Annotated in this window: 14 protein-coding genes and 1 tRNA gene; 6 read left to right on the forward strand and 9 right to left on the reverse strand. The window is 43.9% G+C overall.

Annotation, left to right across the window (positions count from 1 at the left end):
- Positions 1 to 48: 48 nt before the first annotated feature.
- On the forward strand, positions 49 to 1,116 hold the full coding sequence (locus IKN49_06070) for a pilin (GenBank protein ID MBR3632604.1): 1,068 nt from the start codon (positions 49 to 51) through the stop codon (positions 1,114 to 1,116).
- Between the two features lie 67 nt (positions 1,117 to 1,183).
- On the opposite strand, the gene tgt is transcribed toward IKN49_06070, so the two are convergent.
- The 6 genes from tgt to IKN49_06100 are packed head-to-tail and all read right to left on the reverse strand — an operon-like array spanning position 1,184 to position 6,766.
- On the reverse strand, positions 1,184 to 2,344 hold the full coding sequence (tgt, locus tag IKN49_06075) for a tRNA guanosine(34) transglycosylase Tgt (GenBank protein ID MBR3632605.1): 1,161 nt from the start codon (positions 2,342 to 2,344) through the stop codon (positions 1,184 to 1,186).
- A gap of 9 nt (positions 2,345 to 2,353) precedes the next feature.
- Positions 2,354 to 2,971 carry a hypothetical protein gene (locus IKN49_06080; GenBank protein ID MBR3632606.1) on the reverse strand — a complete coding sequence of 206 codons (618 nt, stop codon included), beginning with the start codon at positions 2,969 to 2,971 and terminating at the stop codon, positions 2,354 to 2,356.
- A gap of 8 nt (positions 2,972 to 2,979) precedes the next feature.
- Positions 2,980 to 4,014 (reverse strand): tRNA preQ1(34) S-adenosylmethionine ribosyltransferase-isomerase QueA, encoded by a 1,035-nt coding sequence (gene queA, locus IKN49_06085; protein MBR3632607.1) that lies wholly within the window; start codon positions 4,012 to 4,014, stop codon positions 2,980 to 2,982.
- Positions 4,015 to 4,020: 6 nt separating this feature from the next.
- The gene (locus tag IKN49_06090) at positions 4,021 to 5,136 is read right to left on the reverse strand and encodes a SpoIID/LytB domain-containing protein (GenBank protein MBR3632608.1); all 1,116 of its coding nucleotides are present in this window, start codon (positions 5,134 to 5,136) and stop codon (positions 4,021 to 4,023) included.
- A complete protein-coding gene (ruvB, locus tag IKN49_06095) occupies positions 5,136 to 6,158 on the reverse strand; it encodes a Holliday junction branch migration DNA helicase RuvB (protein MBR3632609.1) in 1,023 nt (340 codons plus the stop codon). The genes IKN49_06090 and ruvB overlap by 1 nt, the downstream gene beginning before the upstream one ends.
- Positions 6,155 to 6,766, reverse strand: a complete 612-nt coding sequence (locus tag IKN49_06100; protein ID MBR3632610.1) for a Holliday junction branch migration protein RuvA — start codon at positions 6,764 to 6,766, stop codon at positions 6,155 to 6,157. The genes ruvB and IKN49_06100 overlap by 4 nt, the downstream gene beginning before the upstream one ends.
- Positions 6,767 to 6,888: 122 nt before the next feature.
- Between IKN49_06100 and IKN49_06105 the strand changes: the two genes are divergently transcribed.
- Together IKN49_06105 and IKN49_06110 are read left to right on the forward strand one after the other, a co-directional pair.
- On the forward strand, positions 6,889 to 8,391 hold the full coding sequence (locus tag IKN49_06105; protein ID MBR3632611.1) for a glycosyltransferase family 39 protein: 1,503 nt from the start codon (positions 6,889 to 6,891) through the stop codon (positions 8,389 to 8,391).
- Between the two features lie 20 nt (positions 8,392 to 8,411).
- Entirely contained in the window at positions 8,412 to 9,341 is a 930-nt protein-coding gene (locus tag IKN49_06110) for a glycosyltransferase family 2 protein (GenBank protein ID MBR3632612.1), read from the forward strand.
- Here the strand turns inward: IKN49_06110 and ruvC are convergent.
- From ruvC to IKN49_06125, 3 genes are all read right to left on the reverse strand, one after another.
- A complete protein-coding gene (gene ruvC, locus IKN49_06115) occupies positions 9,325 to 9,921 on the reverse strand; it encodes a crossover junction endodeoxyribonuclease RuvC (protein ID MBR3632613.1) in 597 nt (198 codons plus the stop codon). The two genes, IKN49_06110 and ruvC, sit on opposite strands and share 17 nt — an antisense overlap.
- A 57-nt stretch (positions 9,922 to 9,978) precedes the next feature.
- Positions 9,979 to 10,734 (reverse strand): YebC/PmpR family DNA-binding transcriptional regulator, encoded by a 756-nt coding sequence (locus tag IKN49_06120; GenBank protein ID MBR3632614.1) that lies wholly within the window; start codon positions 10,732 to 10,734, stop codon positions 9,979 to 9,981.
- A 73-nt stretch (positions 10,735 to 10,807) separates the two neighbouring features.
- Positions 10,808 to 10,880 (reverse strand) — tRNA-Arg (locus IKN49_06125).
- A gap of 557 nt (positions 10,881 to 11,437) precedes the next feature.
- On the opposite strand from IKN49_06125, the gene IKN49_06130 reads away from it, so the two are divergent.
- The 3 genes from IKN49_06130 to IKN49_06140 all read left to right on the forward strand — a co-directional run bounded on the left by IKN49_06130 (position 11,438) and on the right by IKN49_06140 (position 14,743).
- Positions 11,438 to 12,862, forward strand: a complete 1,425-nt coding sequence (locus tag IKN49_06130) for a prepilin-type N-terminal cleavage/methylation domain-containing protein (protein ID MBR3632615.1) — start codon at positions 11,438 to 11,440, stop codon at positions 12,860 to 12,862.
- A 149-nt stretch (positions 12,863 to 13,011) separates the two neighbouring features.
- On the forward strand, positions 13,012 to 13,665 hold the full coding sequence (locus IKN49_06135; GenBank protein ID MBR3632616.1) for a hypothetical protein: 654 nt from the start codon (positions 13,012 to 13,014) through the stop codon (positions 13,663 to 13,665).
- Complete coding sequence (locus IKN49_06140; protein MBR3632617.1) at positions 13,646 to 14,743, forward strand: CCA tRNA nucleotidyltransferase; 1,098 nt, start codon at positions 13,646 to 13,648, stop codon at positions 14,741 to 14,743. The genes IKN49_06135 and IKN49_06140 overlap by 20 nt, the downstream gene beginning before the upstream one ends.
- Positions 14,744 to 14,820: the final 77 nt, after the last annotated feature.

Genomic DNA, 14,820 nt, shown 5'->3' on the forward strand with positions numbered 1-14,820 from the left:
AAACGTTGCATTACGGGCGTTTTAAGATGATTAAACAGGAGAATAAAAATGTCAAAGAAAGCCTTTACTTTAATAGAACTATTAATCGTAGTTCTTATTATCGGTATTCTTTCTGCTATTGCAATACCGATGTACCAAGGAGCAGTAGACAAAAGCCATTGGAGTACAATGCTTCCGGGAGCTAAAGCGATAAAAGATGCAGAAGAAGCATTTAAGATGTCCAATGACGGATATACCGACACCATGGGTAATTTGGACGTGACTATGGAAAACAGCGATTTAACATTTAATTTAATTACTCCTAATAATACTTCTGACCCCAATGTAATCAGAGTAACTAATAGCAAACTGGCCAATGTAAGACTGGCTAGTTATTTAGATGATAACCCGAAATTTGCCGGGCAGTTGCATTGTGAAGCGGCCACCGGAGATGAGCGCGCCAACAGACTTTGCGGAAAATTACTCATGGGGCAAGAGTTAACCAGTGCAGACGGCTACACGGGTTATCTATTGGACCAGGAAATCGACAAAGCGACGTGCGACAATGCCAGCCGCAGTTGGAGCACGAGTAAAACCAAGTGTTATAAAGATGATCAAACTCGTTGTGATGCACTTAATATGAATTATTTGGGAGATGGTCAATGTGGTTTTGATGATGAAGCCGGTAGAGGACAAGTGATAGGAGCAGAAGGTGTATGCTATGGACATACTCGTGATAGAGGTTGTGCCTATGCGCAAATTAAAGAGGGAGGAGCATGTATAGTAACAGATGACCGCGGCTCTTGTGCTAGTATTAGCGTAACGGGAGGAACAGCAATTTGTGTTAAAGGATCTGGATGTAGCTATTCTACATTTGATAATGGAATTTGCGTAGCAGCTAATCACATGTCGTGCCAACGAAATAAATTTATAAATGGTTCTATTTGCTATGCTCCAAATGGTGGGTGGGCTGCTTGCGGAGGAACAGCCAATTACGATTCTGCTACTGCCGCCGCTACTTTCTATGACGACACCTCTTGTTGTTGCGGGGCCGGGTGTGGAACGGCACCTAAATGTGCGGACCGTGGCATAGCTTGTGATCCCTATTATATGGATTTAAGCAATTTTATGAATTGATCACGAATAGACAAGTAAAAGAAATACCCTGAGAGCATTTATCCCGGGGTATTTAATCAAGTAAAACTTACTGATATTTCTTGATAAATTCTTCTTTGAACTGCAGGAAAGTTCCGTTTTCAATAGCGGCGCGGATGCGCTCCATGGTGCGCGTTAAGAAACGGATATTGTGCATAGACAATAGCCGGTGGCTGGTCAGCTCGCCGCTGCGGAACAGGTGACTTAGATAAGCCCGTGAATAATTACGGCAAGCAAAACAATCGCAATGCTCGTCCAAGGGGCGGGTATCTAAGCGGAAAGTGGCATTTTTAATGTTGAGTCGACCTTCCTCGGTCATAACCATACCATTGCGGGCCACGCGCGTAGGCCACACGCAGTCAAACATATCCACCCCGCGTTCCACACAATGCAAAATCTCAACCGGCGTTCCAAGGCCCATAAAATAGCGCGGCTTTTGTTCGGGTAAATTTTCGGTGACGGCTAAAACGGCTTCATCCATTTGCTCGATAGTTTCTCCCAACGATAAACCGCCAATGCAATACCCATGCGTGGGCAAAGAAGCCATGGTGCGGGCCGCATCTTGACGTAAATCCGGGAAAATAGAACCTTGTATAATGCCAAACAAAAGCGAATTGCCAACACTAAAAGAACCGTCTGCCTGCTGGGTAATCAATTGTTGCGCAACGGTTTTTTGGTATTGGGCGGCGGCTCGTTCAGCCCAACGTTTGGTCTGTTCTAAGGCTTGGCGCGCCTCTTGTTTGGAAGGGTCTTTGGCATGGATACAGACGTCTAGCATCGTCCAAATATCCGAGCCGATTTCTTTTTCAAACTCAATGACATTTTCGGGCGTAAAAAGATGTTTCGTCCCGTCATGGTGGGAACGAAACAAAACCCCTTCTTCGCTAATTTTGCGAAATTGAGAAAGACTGTACACTTGGAATCCGCCGGAATCAGTCAAAATACTTCCGTCCCATTTCATAAAGTCGTGCAGTCCGCCCAGCGTTTGTAAGGTTTTCGTGCCCGGCCGTAAATACAAGTGATAGGTGTTGGAAAGCAAACACTCTGCGTGCACTTCTTTTAAGTCAGCAGAGGTTAAGGCTTTCACACTGGCCTGCGTAGCTACCGGCATAAAAACGGGGGTTTGAACAGCCCCATGCTTGGTATACAATACACCGGTGCGGGCTTTAGAGTGAGCATCTTTGGTCTTAATTTGAAAGGGAGAAAGCATAATAAATCCTTAAAAAGTTAAATCAGCCAATGCATCGGCCACCGTCGGCGGCAACCGGTGCGGAATGCTGTTTTGAACAAAGCGGTTCCAGTACCGTTTTATTTTGGCCTTGGCCAGCGGTGCCAAAAAATATTCTAGCGGCAAAACGGAACTGCTTCCCATATCGTTAATGAGCACCAAGCGGAAATTATTTTCCCCTAAGCGTTGGTATAAAATATTTTCCGGATAAATAGACATCGCAATAATACGATATTTGAGCATTTGATTGCGTAAATGTAATAAAGCATCGTGAATTTGCGTGATTTGTTGGGAAGTGCACGCCGGATTATTCAAAATGGTTTCAATGCTGGCCGATATTTTCCCGTCCGCGTCGCAAACTAATTCAAAACAGTGGCCGGTACCCAAATTGGTTTCTACAGGGCCATAATAAGCCGGTAAAATGCCGCTTTCTGCCCCACGTTTGCCAAGGATATGAGTTAAATAGTGAATTTCGCGATTGAGGTCGGTTTGGCCGGCCTGATTGTACGGTACTTTAATGCACTGACGCTCTTGTTGCGGATGGCGGAAACACTGTTTGTGACTGCCTTTGGCAATAAATTGTTCCTCTGTTAAAAGTACGGTAGACATAGTCGCTCCTAAAGAATTAACATACTATCCCCAAACGAGTAAAAACGATATTTTTGTTCTACGGCTTCTTGGTAGGCTTGATAGATAAAATCTTCTCCTGCCAGTGCGGTCACCATGCATAGGGGGGTAGAATCCGGAAAGTGAAAATTAGTAATTAAATGGGTAATGGCTTTGAACGTGTAGCCGGGATAAATAAATAAATCGGTCCATTTTTTACCGGAGGAGGTTACGCCGTTTTGCGTAAAACTTTCCAAGGTGCGGGTACTGGTGGTACCCACAGAAAAAATGGCTTTTTGGGCGCGGCGTGCCTGATTAATTATTTCCGCGGTTTGAGATGAAATTTCCGCTAGTTCAGGCAACATTTGATGTTGCTCCGGTTCTCCACGCAAGGGTTTAAACGTGCCCCATCCTACATGTAACGTGATATAAGCAATCTGCACGCCTTTGGCTGCTAATTTATCTAACAATTCTTGCGTAAAATGAAAACCTGCCGTGGGGGCCGCAATAGAACCCTCATACTTGGCATAGACGGTTTGATATCGTTCTTTATCCGTAGACAGGCTGGGGGTTAATCCTTCATGTTTGCGGGCTTTTTCAATATACACCGGAAGAGGCATCAGCCCGTGTTCATGGCAAAAAGGTAAAATATCTTCCTGATTAAAACGAATCAGCACTTCGTTATTTCCCGTTTTACCCAACATGGTTCCGGTTAAACCGTCGCCAAAATCCAGCTCTGCATTTTCTTTATAATCACGGGTCAGCGTGGTCCAAACATACGGGTCTGCCTGCGGGCGAACTAGTAAAATTTCCACTTTACCGCCGGTGGCCTTATGAGCAAATAATTTAGCCGGAAATACTTTAGTATTGTTAAGCACCAGTACATCCCCTGCCTGAAAATAATCAGTAATATCCCGAAAAATACGATTTTCAATGACGTGTGTGTCTCGGTGCAACACCATCAGCCGGGCACTGTCTCTGGGAGTGGCAGGTTGCTTGGCAATTAAGGGATCGATATTAAATTGTTTGAAACGTTCAAAAGCCATAATACCTCATAGTGTGGTCAAATCTGACGAGGGGAAATAGTTACTCAAAATTTGTTTGTAGTCTTTGCCTTCCTGCGCCATGCCTTTGGCTCCGTCTTGGCACATGCCCACGCCGTGGCCATAACCCCGGCCGGCAAAAGTAAAGTCAGATCCGTGTTTACTGATATCCGTAATCTTACAGCTCTTAAGCAAAGAGGCTCCTACGGCTAAGCGGAATTGAGCACAAGAGAGAGTTTTGCTCCCTTGCTTGGTGGTAAATTGCAGGGTAACTGCCCGCTTAGTATGGGTTTTTTCTTGTACTTTGATTTTAGTGACCGATCCGGAAAGGCCGTTTTTATTGACAAATTTGTTGATGGAGCTCAAAGCAATTGTATTGCTCCAGGTGTAACTTTTGCTATGACTGTCCGTTGAGCAAGAGGCTCCTTGCAAAGGTTTGATGGTAGCATTTTTATTGCCCGTCCAAATTTTTGCATCATCAGTACCACCACCGCAATTGGCATGATAGTAGGTATTAAATAATTCCCCTTTGTATTTGAGCACTTTTCCTTGGGTTCCTTCTACGGCTTGACGTACACTATCATATACTTTAGCCGAGCCCTTATACATTTGACTGCGAACGTCGTTATACAGGTCAAAATCTGTCTTCTTATTGTTTTGAATTTGCATCAAAGTGTATGTGCGAGCCGCTACCGCCTGTGCTTTGAGTGCTTCAACGGGCCAAGAATAACTCATTTCATAAGGGAGCACCCCTAACAAATAGTTCTCTAGATCGGTATATTCCACTACGCGGAAGGTATTTTTGGCAGGGATTAAATAAAATTTACCGGTATAGGTGTTCTTCTGAAATGTTAAAATTACGTTTGTGTCGGGTTCTATCACTAGGGTATCTGCACTGGTTAGCGCGCCGATTTGCAATTTCCCTTTGCGCCAAAGGATATCAATCGTTTCCGGACGGCTTACTTTGTATTTCTTGGAGTTATTCAAAGCGTAAATATACACGCGTCCAGAAGTTTGCACTTGGGCCTTTGTAAGATCTTCAGCTAATTGGACCCGCACCGTTTGTTGGGCATAGCTGAGCGTTGCAATTGCTACGAGCAGACAGAAAAGAATGATTTTTTTCATTAAAACAAAAGTCCTTCGTCGCGTTTTTTACCTAAATGGTCATAGGCTTTTTTGGTAGCCACACGACCGCGCGGGGTGCGGGCAATAAATCCGGCCTTAATTAAATAAGGTTCGATAGCATCTGTAAGCGTATCTACTGCTTCGGAAACCGCAATCGCTAGGTTGTCTACACCCACAGGGCCTCCTCCAAAGCGTTCAATCAGGGCCTGCAAAATACGCTTATCTACGCTGTCTAGTCCCTCGCTATCAATATCTAAAGAGTTCATCGCTGTGATAGCAATTTCTTCGGTAATAACGCCGTCGCCTTTGACCTGCGCAAAATCTCGCGCGCGACGCAATAAGCGGTTGGCAATGCGTGGCGTTCCTCGGGAACGTTTGGCCAGTTCGGTTAATCCGGCACGGTCTGCGGCAATATTTAATAAACGGGCCGAACGAGCCAAGATATCTGTAATTTCCTTGATTTCGTAAAAACCCAAGTTAAATACAATGCCGAAGCGGTCGCGCAGCGGTCCAGTCAGTAATCCGGAACGAGTCGTGGCACCCACCAAGGTAAATTTCGGTACCGCTAATTTGAGCGTGGTGGAGCCGGCACCTTTGCCGGTATTGATAAAGAAAGTAAAATCTTCCATGGCCGGATATAACGCCTCTTCTACGGCCGGATTCAAACGGTGGATTTCATCTACAAATAAAATATCTCCGTCGGCCAGTTCGGTGGTGAGCATGGCGGCCAAATCCCCCGGGCGCGCCAGTACAGGGCCGGAGGTTACTTTAATGTTAACTCCCATTTCTTTGGCTAAGATATTGGCCAGCGTAGTTTTTCCAAGCCCCGGTGGAGAATAAAACAGACAATGGTCCAAGGCTTCCCCGCGGCTGCGGGCGGCTTCAATAAAAATGCGCAAGTTTTCTTTTAATTTATCTTGCCCAACAAATTCGTCTAGGTTATTAGGGCGCAAGGCCGCTTCCAAGCCACCTTGTTCTTCCGCTAATTGCTGTACGTTTAATACTTCGTTTTGATTGGTCATTTTTTAAGTACCCGTAACGCTTCGGTAATGATACGTTCAATTTTTTCCGAAGGAGAAATTCCTTCTTGATATAATTGTTCAATAGCCCGTCTGGATTCGGCGGCAGAATAGCCTAAGGCCGTAAGTGCCTCTAATACTTCGCTCATGTAAGGAGCTTGGTCCAATACTTTGATTTTGCTGCTTCCCTGCACGCTGACGGCATCCATTTTGTCTTTCAGAGAATTGATTAATTTTTCGGCTGTTTTAGCGGTAAAGCCAAAGATGCCGGTCAAAATTTTTGGATCGCGGGCCAAAATGGCCTGATGAAAATCTGCCACAGAACGTAAGGCCTTGTTCAAATATTCCAATGCTTTTTTGGCCCCTGTATTGGGAATAGCCGTCTTGAAAAGGGTCCACAACTCTTTGTCTTCTTTGGTCAAAAACCCGTACAATACAGTGCCGTCATAGGGGGAAATAGACTCGGCAATATAGAGCGCAATTTCCCGTCCAGAGTCCAACTCGGCGGCATTGCTGCGGGCCAAATTAATCTCATACCCTACTCCACCGCAGACTAAGATGACACTTTCTTCGCGTACTTCCAATATCGTTCCCTGTAAATAAGCAATCATAGTTCTATTTTAGCATATCTGTCAGGAACACTTGCGAAATATCGGAAAAGTAAAAGGTTGCAAGGAGTTTTTAGTTTTTGATATAGTTTTGTACAAGGAGATGTTCGAGAGGTGTGTTGCATATGAAATTGTGGAATAAAGGAATATGGTGGGCTATTTGGGGTTTAATCTTCATGTGGGCAGTTGCATGCCGGGTTCTGATTGTAGAGATTGGACTGGAGTATGATGAGGTATTTACAGCGATTACCTCTAATCCGGCGCTATCGTTTGGCTGGATAATCTCTCATTGGTTGATGGTGGATGTACACCCGCCTTTACACAATTTTATTTTGCATATCTGGAATTATTTTACTCCGTATGGGTCGGAAGTATGGTTAAGAATTCCCAGTATATTGTTTACAATGGGTACTTTTTTATCTGCCTGGTTTTTGTTTCCCAAACGGTGGGGATACCAACTTCGCCTTGTTTTCCTGCTCTTTTTGGCTAGCAATGGCTACATGATTATTTACTCCCAGCATGCACGTCCCTATGCATTGATGTTGTTATTGTCTACGATACTGACTTTTAATTTCCTGGAAATATCACGCTTGGTGGTACATAAACGCGATATCCCCCGTTCAAAATGGATGGTGTTTGGTATATTTTCTTTGCTCTTGAGTTATAGCCACTACTTCGGAGCATTATTATTTGGTATTTTTTCCGTGTTGCTGTTCGTGCAAGCATGGTACCACAAACGTCCCTTAAAGTGGTTTATCGCAGTGCCGGTGGTGGTATTTATCTTATTCCTTCCGTGGTTACTTCCGAATTTATGGACAAATATCGGTTTGCAACGTTTTGAAGGAGAGTGGTGGGGAAACGAGAAAGCGTGGAGTAAAGTCCCTTTTAACTTTTCCGTGTTCTTTTTTACCTCGTTTATTAGTTTGGGAATATGGATTGTTACGATGATCATCGGGGCTATTTATCAATATCTGCGCTATCGTAAAACACACGTATTTGCCTATTCGCGGGAACTGATATTACTAGGTATTACGCTAGTGAGTGTAGTAGGTATTGCATTCTTGTTGTCTATAAAAATTCATTTGTTTTTTGGCCGATATTTTACGGAAATACTACCAGCATTTTACATATTTATTTGTTTGCTGATTGCGCCTCTGGCACGAAAATCAAATATTATTTGTTTGGCGATGACAATTGCATTTATAATGGCTGTGTTCGTATTTTATAGAGAGTATCCTTCTTTCCTAAAACCGAATAGTTTTTCGGCACGCGCTACGGCTGCCTTCTGGCGAGATCGTTTCCCGGAACAGGATTTATTAGTGGCCAGTATGACCGGATACCCACCTGCTTCCATGAATGCCATGTATGGTTATTATTTGAATGATGTATGGAAGAAAAATGTGAAAGTATATGAGTTATTCCATATTCCGGAAGAGGAGCGGGAAGCAATTTTAAATGCTCATCCGGAATCTTGGATTTATTTGCCGGCTTGTATGGATAAAGATCTTCCGCGCTTAGCGCAAAAATGGAAACGTTCCATCCTGTTGCGGCGGACGTTTGGCGCATCTTGTTATGTTCAAGTATCTCCTTACGGGGATATGCGCCCTCCAAAAGAATGGTTTCGATAGGAGCTTGTAAGGAGTATTAGATGAAACAATTATCTATTGTGGTGCCCGTTTATAATGAACAAGAAATGATTCCTCTGTTTTTCAAGCGGATGGAGGGTTTGCTCCGGGAACGTTTCACGTACGAATATGTATTTGTCAATGACGGAAGCAAAGATAATTCGCTGGCTATTTTGAAAGAATTAGCTGCGCAACATAGCTGTGTAAAAATTGTTTCCTTATCGCGGAATTTTGGAAAAGAGGCGGCGGTAACGGCCGGACTTTCTTATACGCAGGCCCAAGCGGTTGTTATTATGGATGTGGATTTGCAAGATCCGCCCGAGTTGATTCCTACATTTTGGGAAAAATTTGAGCAAGGATATGAAAATATATATGGGCAACGAGTGGACCGTTCCTCCGATTCCTTTTTCAAACGCATCACGGCGCAATCCTTTTACAAGCTGTATAATAAAATGGCTTCTTGGCCCATTCCTTATAACACGGGGGATTTTCGGATGATGAGCCGCCGTGCGGTGCAGGCGGTATGCAGTTTGCCGGAAAAAGAACGTTTTATGAAGGGATTATTTTCCTGGGTGGGATACAAAAGTATTGCCGTTCCCTACCGGCGTGAATCTCGGGCGGCCGGACAGACCAAATGGAATTACTGGAAATTGTGGAATTTTGCTTTAGGGGGGATTACTTCCGCCACCTCTATTCCGCTGAAACTGTGGACGTATTTTGGTTTATTGGTTTCGTTCGGGGCTTTTATATTTGCGGCATGGATTGCCTATAAAAAATGGGTATGGGGCAACCCGGTAAGCGGGTACGCTTCCTTGATGGTAACCATTTTGTTTTTCAGCGGCGTACAGCTGATTACTTTAGGAGTTATCGGAGAGTATTTGAGCCGTATTTTTGTAGAAGTAAAACAACGGCCTGCTTACTTGGTGGATGAAACCATTAATTTGAGCGAGTAGTACGCACTTTTCTGGTGATTGTTTGTATTTGGGCGGCTTTGGCCGCCTTTATTTTTTCTAAGAAGGCGGCTTGTGCTTGAATTTGCCGGTTAAGAGGGGCCGTTTTGTGGTGGCAAATTGCGATTGCAACAGCATCTGCCACATCATCTGGCTCTGGTTTTTTATCCAAATTGAGCGTGAGCTGTACCATACGTTGTACTTGTTTTTTGTCCGCTGTTCCGGTGCCGCATAAAATCATTTTGACGCGTTTGGGAGGATAAAAAGAAATTGTTTTTTTAGCTTGTTCGCAAGCTACAATAATTACACCGCGGGTCATTACGGTGTTAGCCATGGTGACTGCGCGTTTCAAAAAGAAGTTTTGTTCCATGGCCACTTGGTCGGGGTTGTACTGGGTAAGAATTTTTTGTAATTGTTCGTAAACATAGGCCAAGCGTTGGGGTAAGTCTTGACCGGCGGCTGTGTGTAATAACCCGCAGGCAATAAGCTGCAGCTGATTGCGCTCCGTGCGGCGTACTACCGCCCAACCGGTACGATCTAAACCGGGGTCTATGCCCAAAATGGTGGTAGTAAGTTTATTCATTGTTTAGAAAACCGCCCGTGGCCAAAGAGGACGCGGGCGGTATAATATAAACCAAGTTTATTTATCTAATTTGGCCATAATATCATCGGGGATATTATAGTTGGAATATACGTTTTTCGTATCGTCGTGATCATCCAGCTCTTCCATCATGTTAAGCAGAGATTCGGCTGTATGTTCATCGGTGATATTTACTTCCGTATCCGGTAACATGGTCAGTTCGGCTGATTCCGGCGTGATTCCTTTTGCTTCAATGGCTTTTTTCACTTCGTCGAAAGTGGCGTCCGGAGCGGTGATGACCTCATAGGCATCGCCTTCTGTGCGTACATCTTCGGCACCCGCTTCCAAAGCCAAGTTCATCAAATCATCTTCACCAATAGCATCTTTTGCAATCACAATCACACCTTTGCTTTTGAACATGTAAGATACACAACCGGAAGTACCGATAGAGCCGCCGCGGCTGGTGAAAATTTTACGGATTTCCGCAAAGGTACGGTTTTTGTTATCAGTTGTACATTCTACGATTACCGCCGTAGAACCCGGTCCGTATCCTTCATATGTAATTTCTTCATAAGACACACCGGGCAGTTGGCCGGTACCTTTCATGATGGCGCGTTTCATGTTTTCCATCGGCATGTTGGCTGCACGCGCATCATCCATCGCTTTTCTCAAACGAGGATTTTGATCGGGATTGCCGCCGCTCATTTTAGCCGCAATCGTAATTTCTCTTAAAATCTTGGTAAAGACTTTACCTTTTTTTGCATCTACGAGGGCCTTTTTGTGTTTAATACCAGCCCAGTGTGAATGTCCACCCATGGATGACTCCTTACTACTAGATTAGATATCTTATTCTAGCAAATTTTTTTATAGAGATATACTGAAATGAATTTGCCCCGTGCGGGATTCGAACCCGAACCACCGGTTCCGAAGACCGGTACTCTATCCAGTTGAGCTAACGGGGCTTTTATGTATTGTAGCATTTTATCTGTTATGAAAGCGAAAGCAGAGGAGATGCTGAACAAAAACCTTTCAGCATGACAATATTTTTTTGTCGTTATCCCATGCCGTCATCATGAATCCTGCGGACTGCTACTTCGGCAATGACAATATAAAATTAAGGTCATCCCTGAAACGCCACTCCCTGTCATCCCCGAAACACCCCCCTCTGTCATCCCCGAAATTTGTAATCGGGGATCTCCACCTTATTTGCTGTTACAAATCGGCCTTGAAGCGTAGTAAAAAAGAGTCTGCAAAAGGGGTAGTCTGTTTGATATGTATGAGCAAAGCGAGTTTATCAAACAGCCGTTTGCAGATGCTTTTTTGTTTCTTGGCCGACCGTCTTTTTGTGTACTTTTTCTTCGGAAAGAAAAAGTATTAATAAAAAACACTTGACTCGTTTTTTTTTTTGCTACGATTAGGGAAGATGCAGGGGTCGTTGGTGACACTTGCGTTGTTAAAGTTGTTTTTAGCCGTGTTTTTGCAGGAAAAAACAGTTGTTTATTTTTAGTTGGGAGGGATTATGAAAAGAGGTTTCACCTTAATTGAACTATTAGTAGTGGTACTCATTATCGGAGTGCTGACCGCAGTTGCCTTACCGCAGTATCAAACCGCCGTAGATAAAAGCCGTTATGCTACGTTAATGCCGATGGCTAAGAGTGTGGCCAATGCCCAAGAAGCATTTTATATGAATGGCGGACACTATTCGGATGATTTGGCCTATTTAGATGTACAGTTACCCAATGACCCGAGTGGCACCGTAGCCAATGTGGGAGACGGCTTAAAAGTAGAGATTAGTGAAGATAGTGATTATGGATTTGTAAAAATGTCCAAAGAAGGGCTAGAAAATAATTACATTATTTACCAAGAGAACAGTCTAAACTATCCCAAAGAAATCCACTGTGAAGCATTAACAGGCAGTGAACGGGCAGAGCGTTTGTGTAAGAGCTTAGGCGGCTCATTCATTAGCGGTAGTTTAACAGATGGCTATGACACGTATGTGTTGGAAGGGGGTGGCAGCGGCACTCCGTGGAGTTTAGCACATGCCGATACAGAACCTGCAGGAGTAGAAGGATGTGACTCTTATCCATGTGTGAAAGAATGTACAGCACAAATGAATAAAATGATGAATAATTTGTTTGGAGGAGATCTTATACCAGTATCTTGTCAGGCAACCTATCAAGAAGATGGGAGTATGACAGAAGGATTTTGTATACCAGATGAAGGGTGTGTTACTACGGAATATACCGAAACAGGAGCCAATATGACGCTATGTATGGATGTAGAGGGGCAAACATTGTGTCCGTATGAATATCAATTTAATAGCCAAGGAGAAGTAGTAGGTTACACTGGATGCAATGATATCTCAATGATTGGAGAAAATGGTAGATGTACTTCGTATTCTGATGTGGGAGAAATGACATACGAATATGATAATGAAGGAAATAAAATCAGTGCTTCAGATAGATATTGTTCAGGAGATCATATAAATAGTAATGGGCACTGTTCTTCATATGACGGTGGGGGAGATACTACATTTGATAACTATGGTAATCCAACGCATTATAGGCAATGTTCTTCTGGTGATTGCACCTCGTTTAATAATGCTGTAGATTATACCTATGAGTATGATATAAATGGGAATAAGATTTCTTCATCTTCGAAGTCTTGCTGGCTTGGAGATGGTGGTGACGGAAATTGTTCAACATATGATTCTGGAGAAGATATTATTTATGACAATAATGGAATTCCTTTATCTATTCAGAGTTGTAGTTTTTATGATGAAGACGGCAATTGTAGACATGTTCCTTTATCTAGAATTGAGAATACATATGATGAAAATGGAAATAGAATATCATATAGAGAATGTCATGCCTGGGGCGGGGGATGTGGCGATGACGGGTGTTCCTCTCAGTGTGATAGTTGGTCAGATTGGATTTCTCTATAGATTGGTGGTATAAATATCCTTATTTGCCCCCGCTCAGTCGTTTTGAGCGGGGGCATTTTTAGTAAGTAAGGTTGATAAAAAATAGTTAGAGGATTATCTAAAGAAAATTTTCCTTTTCAATCTCACCTTTTTATGCTATAACATACCATATGAGATCAATTAAATTAACCGAAAATTTATGTTGTCCCAATGGCTGTGAGACGTTTGAAGCAGACCGCTGGACGTTTGTGAATGTGACCCAAAATCCCGAACTGAAAGATGCGGTACTCGGCGGGGAATTGAATTTGTTTTGTTGTCCCCAGTGCCAAACTTTCTTTCATGGCGATACCGATTTGATTTATTTGGATGAAGAGGCACGTTTGTTGATTTTTGTATTTTCCGAGAAAAACCGCGATCAGCAAGCGCAATTAGTGCACAAAATGCAACACGATTATTTGCTGTTAAAAGATACCCTTTTAAAGCAAATTAATTTAGACTTTGGCCCGATGTGTGTCTTCGGCCTAGAGGAATTAAAGGGGGTTGTGCAGAAAGAAGAAGAACGTATGGATGAGTCGCAAGTCATTGCGGCAGCCGCGGCGTCACTGGGGATGAGAGTGGCGCGTTTGGAGCCCGCGTGGGCACGGGAACATAATTTTCCGTTATATGTGGCTGTCGGGGCGGATGAAACAGCGAAAAGCTTTGCTGGTTCCGCCCGTAAGGTGCTTAAGTCCGGTCTGAAAAGCCCGTTGCTTAAACACTTTGCCGAACAGGTGGGGGAAGGCGCTTTAGCGCCCAAAGTGTGTTATGATACCGAGAAAACATAAAGAATTATTGCAAACTATCGGCACGTATGCCGACAAATTAGGTCTAAAAGCATGGGTAGTGGGAGGAGCTGTCCGTGACTTTTATCTCAAAAAAGATACCAAAGATTTGGATCTGACTTTTGAAGGATCACCGGAGTCTGTTGCAGGATTTTGTATTCGAACGTGGGGGGGAGAAAAACGAAAATTTTCCCAATTTAATACTTATCGGGTCACCCTTTCCAGCGGTATGAAGCTAGATTTGGTGCAGGCCCGTAAGGAAACTTATGCTCGGCCCGGAGCCTTGCCGGAAGTGACTCCGTCTAATATCAAGGACGATTTGTTCCGACGAGATTTTACGGCGAATGCTTGGGCACTCAGCATTTCTCCTAAAAATTTTGGGGCGTCCTATGACCCATTCGGTGCACAAAAAGCCATCGACGGTGGATTCTTGAAAATCTTGCACGAGCGGAGTTTTTCGGATGATCCAACTCGTTTGTATCGTATTGTCCGTTTTGCGGGACGTTTTGGATGGAGTATCGAACGTAAAACGGCGCAACTTTTGCAAGATGCCGTGCGGCAAGAGTATCCGTTTATTTTATCACGGGAAAGAGTCAGGCAGGAATTGGTAAAAATTCTGTCGGAAAAAAATGTATGCGATATTTTTGCTTTATTGCAAAAGTATGATTTGACGCCTTTCTTATATCCCGGAATTAAATGGGGCGACGAAATTGCCAAGGGCAAAACGGTAGAAGCAAAACTGGGCATTTTGGCTTGTTTACTCGCCTCCAGCGGTCCGGAATTTTTGATGAGTTTACACCTGCCGAAAGAATTGACCCATGAATTGTTGGGAGCGTGGTCGGTTTTCGACAGTCAAAAATCTCCGGCAGCGGTCCTGACCTCTATGCAAGAAGAAATCGTGCGGGCGATGTGTCCGGGCTTAAAACGGACGGCTTTGGAACCCTGTTTTATCAAAGGCCGTGACCTTCGGGACCTGGGAATGAGCGGCCGCAAAATATCGGCCACGATGGAACGCTTTAGCAAGCTGCAATGGGCGGGCCGTATTTCCAGCCGTGAACAAGCATTGAGCTTTTTAGAATAGGAGTAGATAGCATACAAACACCCCGCTCTGTTAAGGGCGGGGTATTTTTATACAAGGGAACAGAAGTTGTGGCCCTC

The organism is Elusimicrobiaceae bacterium (assembly GCA_017528825.1).
Taxonomy (GTDB): Bacteria; Elusimicrobiota; Elusimicrobia; order Elusimicrobiales; family Elusimicrobiaceae; genus Avelusimicrobium.

Bases quoted from the DNA above. Each gene is read 5' to 3' on its own strand.
- IKN49_06070 (MBR3632604.1), top strand. From the start codon at position 49: ATGTCAAAGAAAGCCTTTACTTTAATAGAACTATTAATCGTAGTTCTT.
- tgt (MBR3632605.1), bottom strand. From the start codon at position 2,344: ATGCTTTCTCCCTTTCAAATTAAGACCAAAGATGCTCACTCTAAAGCC.
- IKN49_06080 (MBR3632606.1), bottom strand. From the start codon at position 2,971: ATGTCTACCGTACTTTTAACAGAGGAACAATTTATTGCCAAAGGCAGT.
- queA (MBR3632607.1), bottom strand. From the start codon at position 4,014: ATGGCTTTTGAACGTTTCAAACAATTTAATATCGATCCCTTAATTGCC.
- IKN49_06090 (MBR3632608.1), bottom strand. From the start codon at position 5,136: ATGAAAAAAATCATTCTTTTCTGTCTGCTCGTAGCAATTGCAACGCTC.
- ruvB (MBR3632609.1), bottom strand. From the start codon at position 6,158: ATGACCAATCAAAACGAAGTATTAAACGTACAGCAATTAGCGGAAGAA.
- IKN49_06100 (MBR3632610.1), bottom strand. From the start codon at position 6,766: ATGATTGCTTATTTACAGGGAACGATATTGGAAGTACGCGAAGAAAGT.
- IKN49_06105 (MBR3632611.1), top strand. From the start codon at position 6,889: ATGAAATTGTGGAATAAAGGAATATGGTGGGCTATTTGGGGTTTAATC.
- IKN49_06110 (MBR3632612.1), top strand. From the start codon at position 8,412: ATGAAACAATTATCTATTGTGGTGCCCGTTTATAATGAACAAGAAATG.
- ruvC (MBR3632613.1), bottom strand. From the start codon at position 9,921: ATGAATAAACTTACTACCACCATTTTGGGCATAGACCCCGGTTTAGAT.
- IKN49_06120 (MBR3632614.1), bottom strand. From the start codon at position 10,734: ATGGGTGGACATTCACACTGGGCTGGTATTAAACACAAAAAGGCCCTC.
- IKN49_06130 (MBR3632615.1), top strand. From the start codon at position 11,438: ATGAAAAGAGGTTTCACCTTAATTGAACTATTAGTAGTGGTACTCATT.
- IKN49_06135 (MBR3632616.1), top strand. From the start codon at position 13,012: ATGAGATCAATTAAATTAACCGAAAATTTATGTTGTCCCAATGGCTGT.
- IKN49_06140 (MBR3632617.1), top strand. From the start codon at position 13,646: ATGATACCGAGAAAACATAAAGAATTATTGCAAACTATCGGCACGTAT.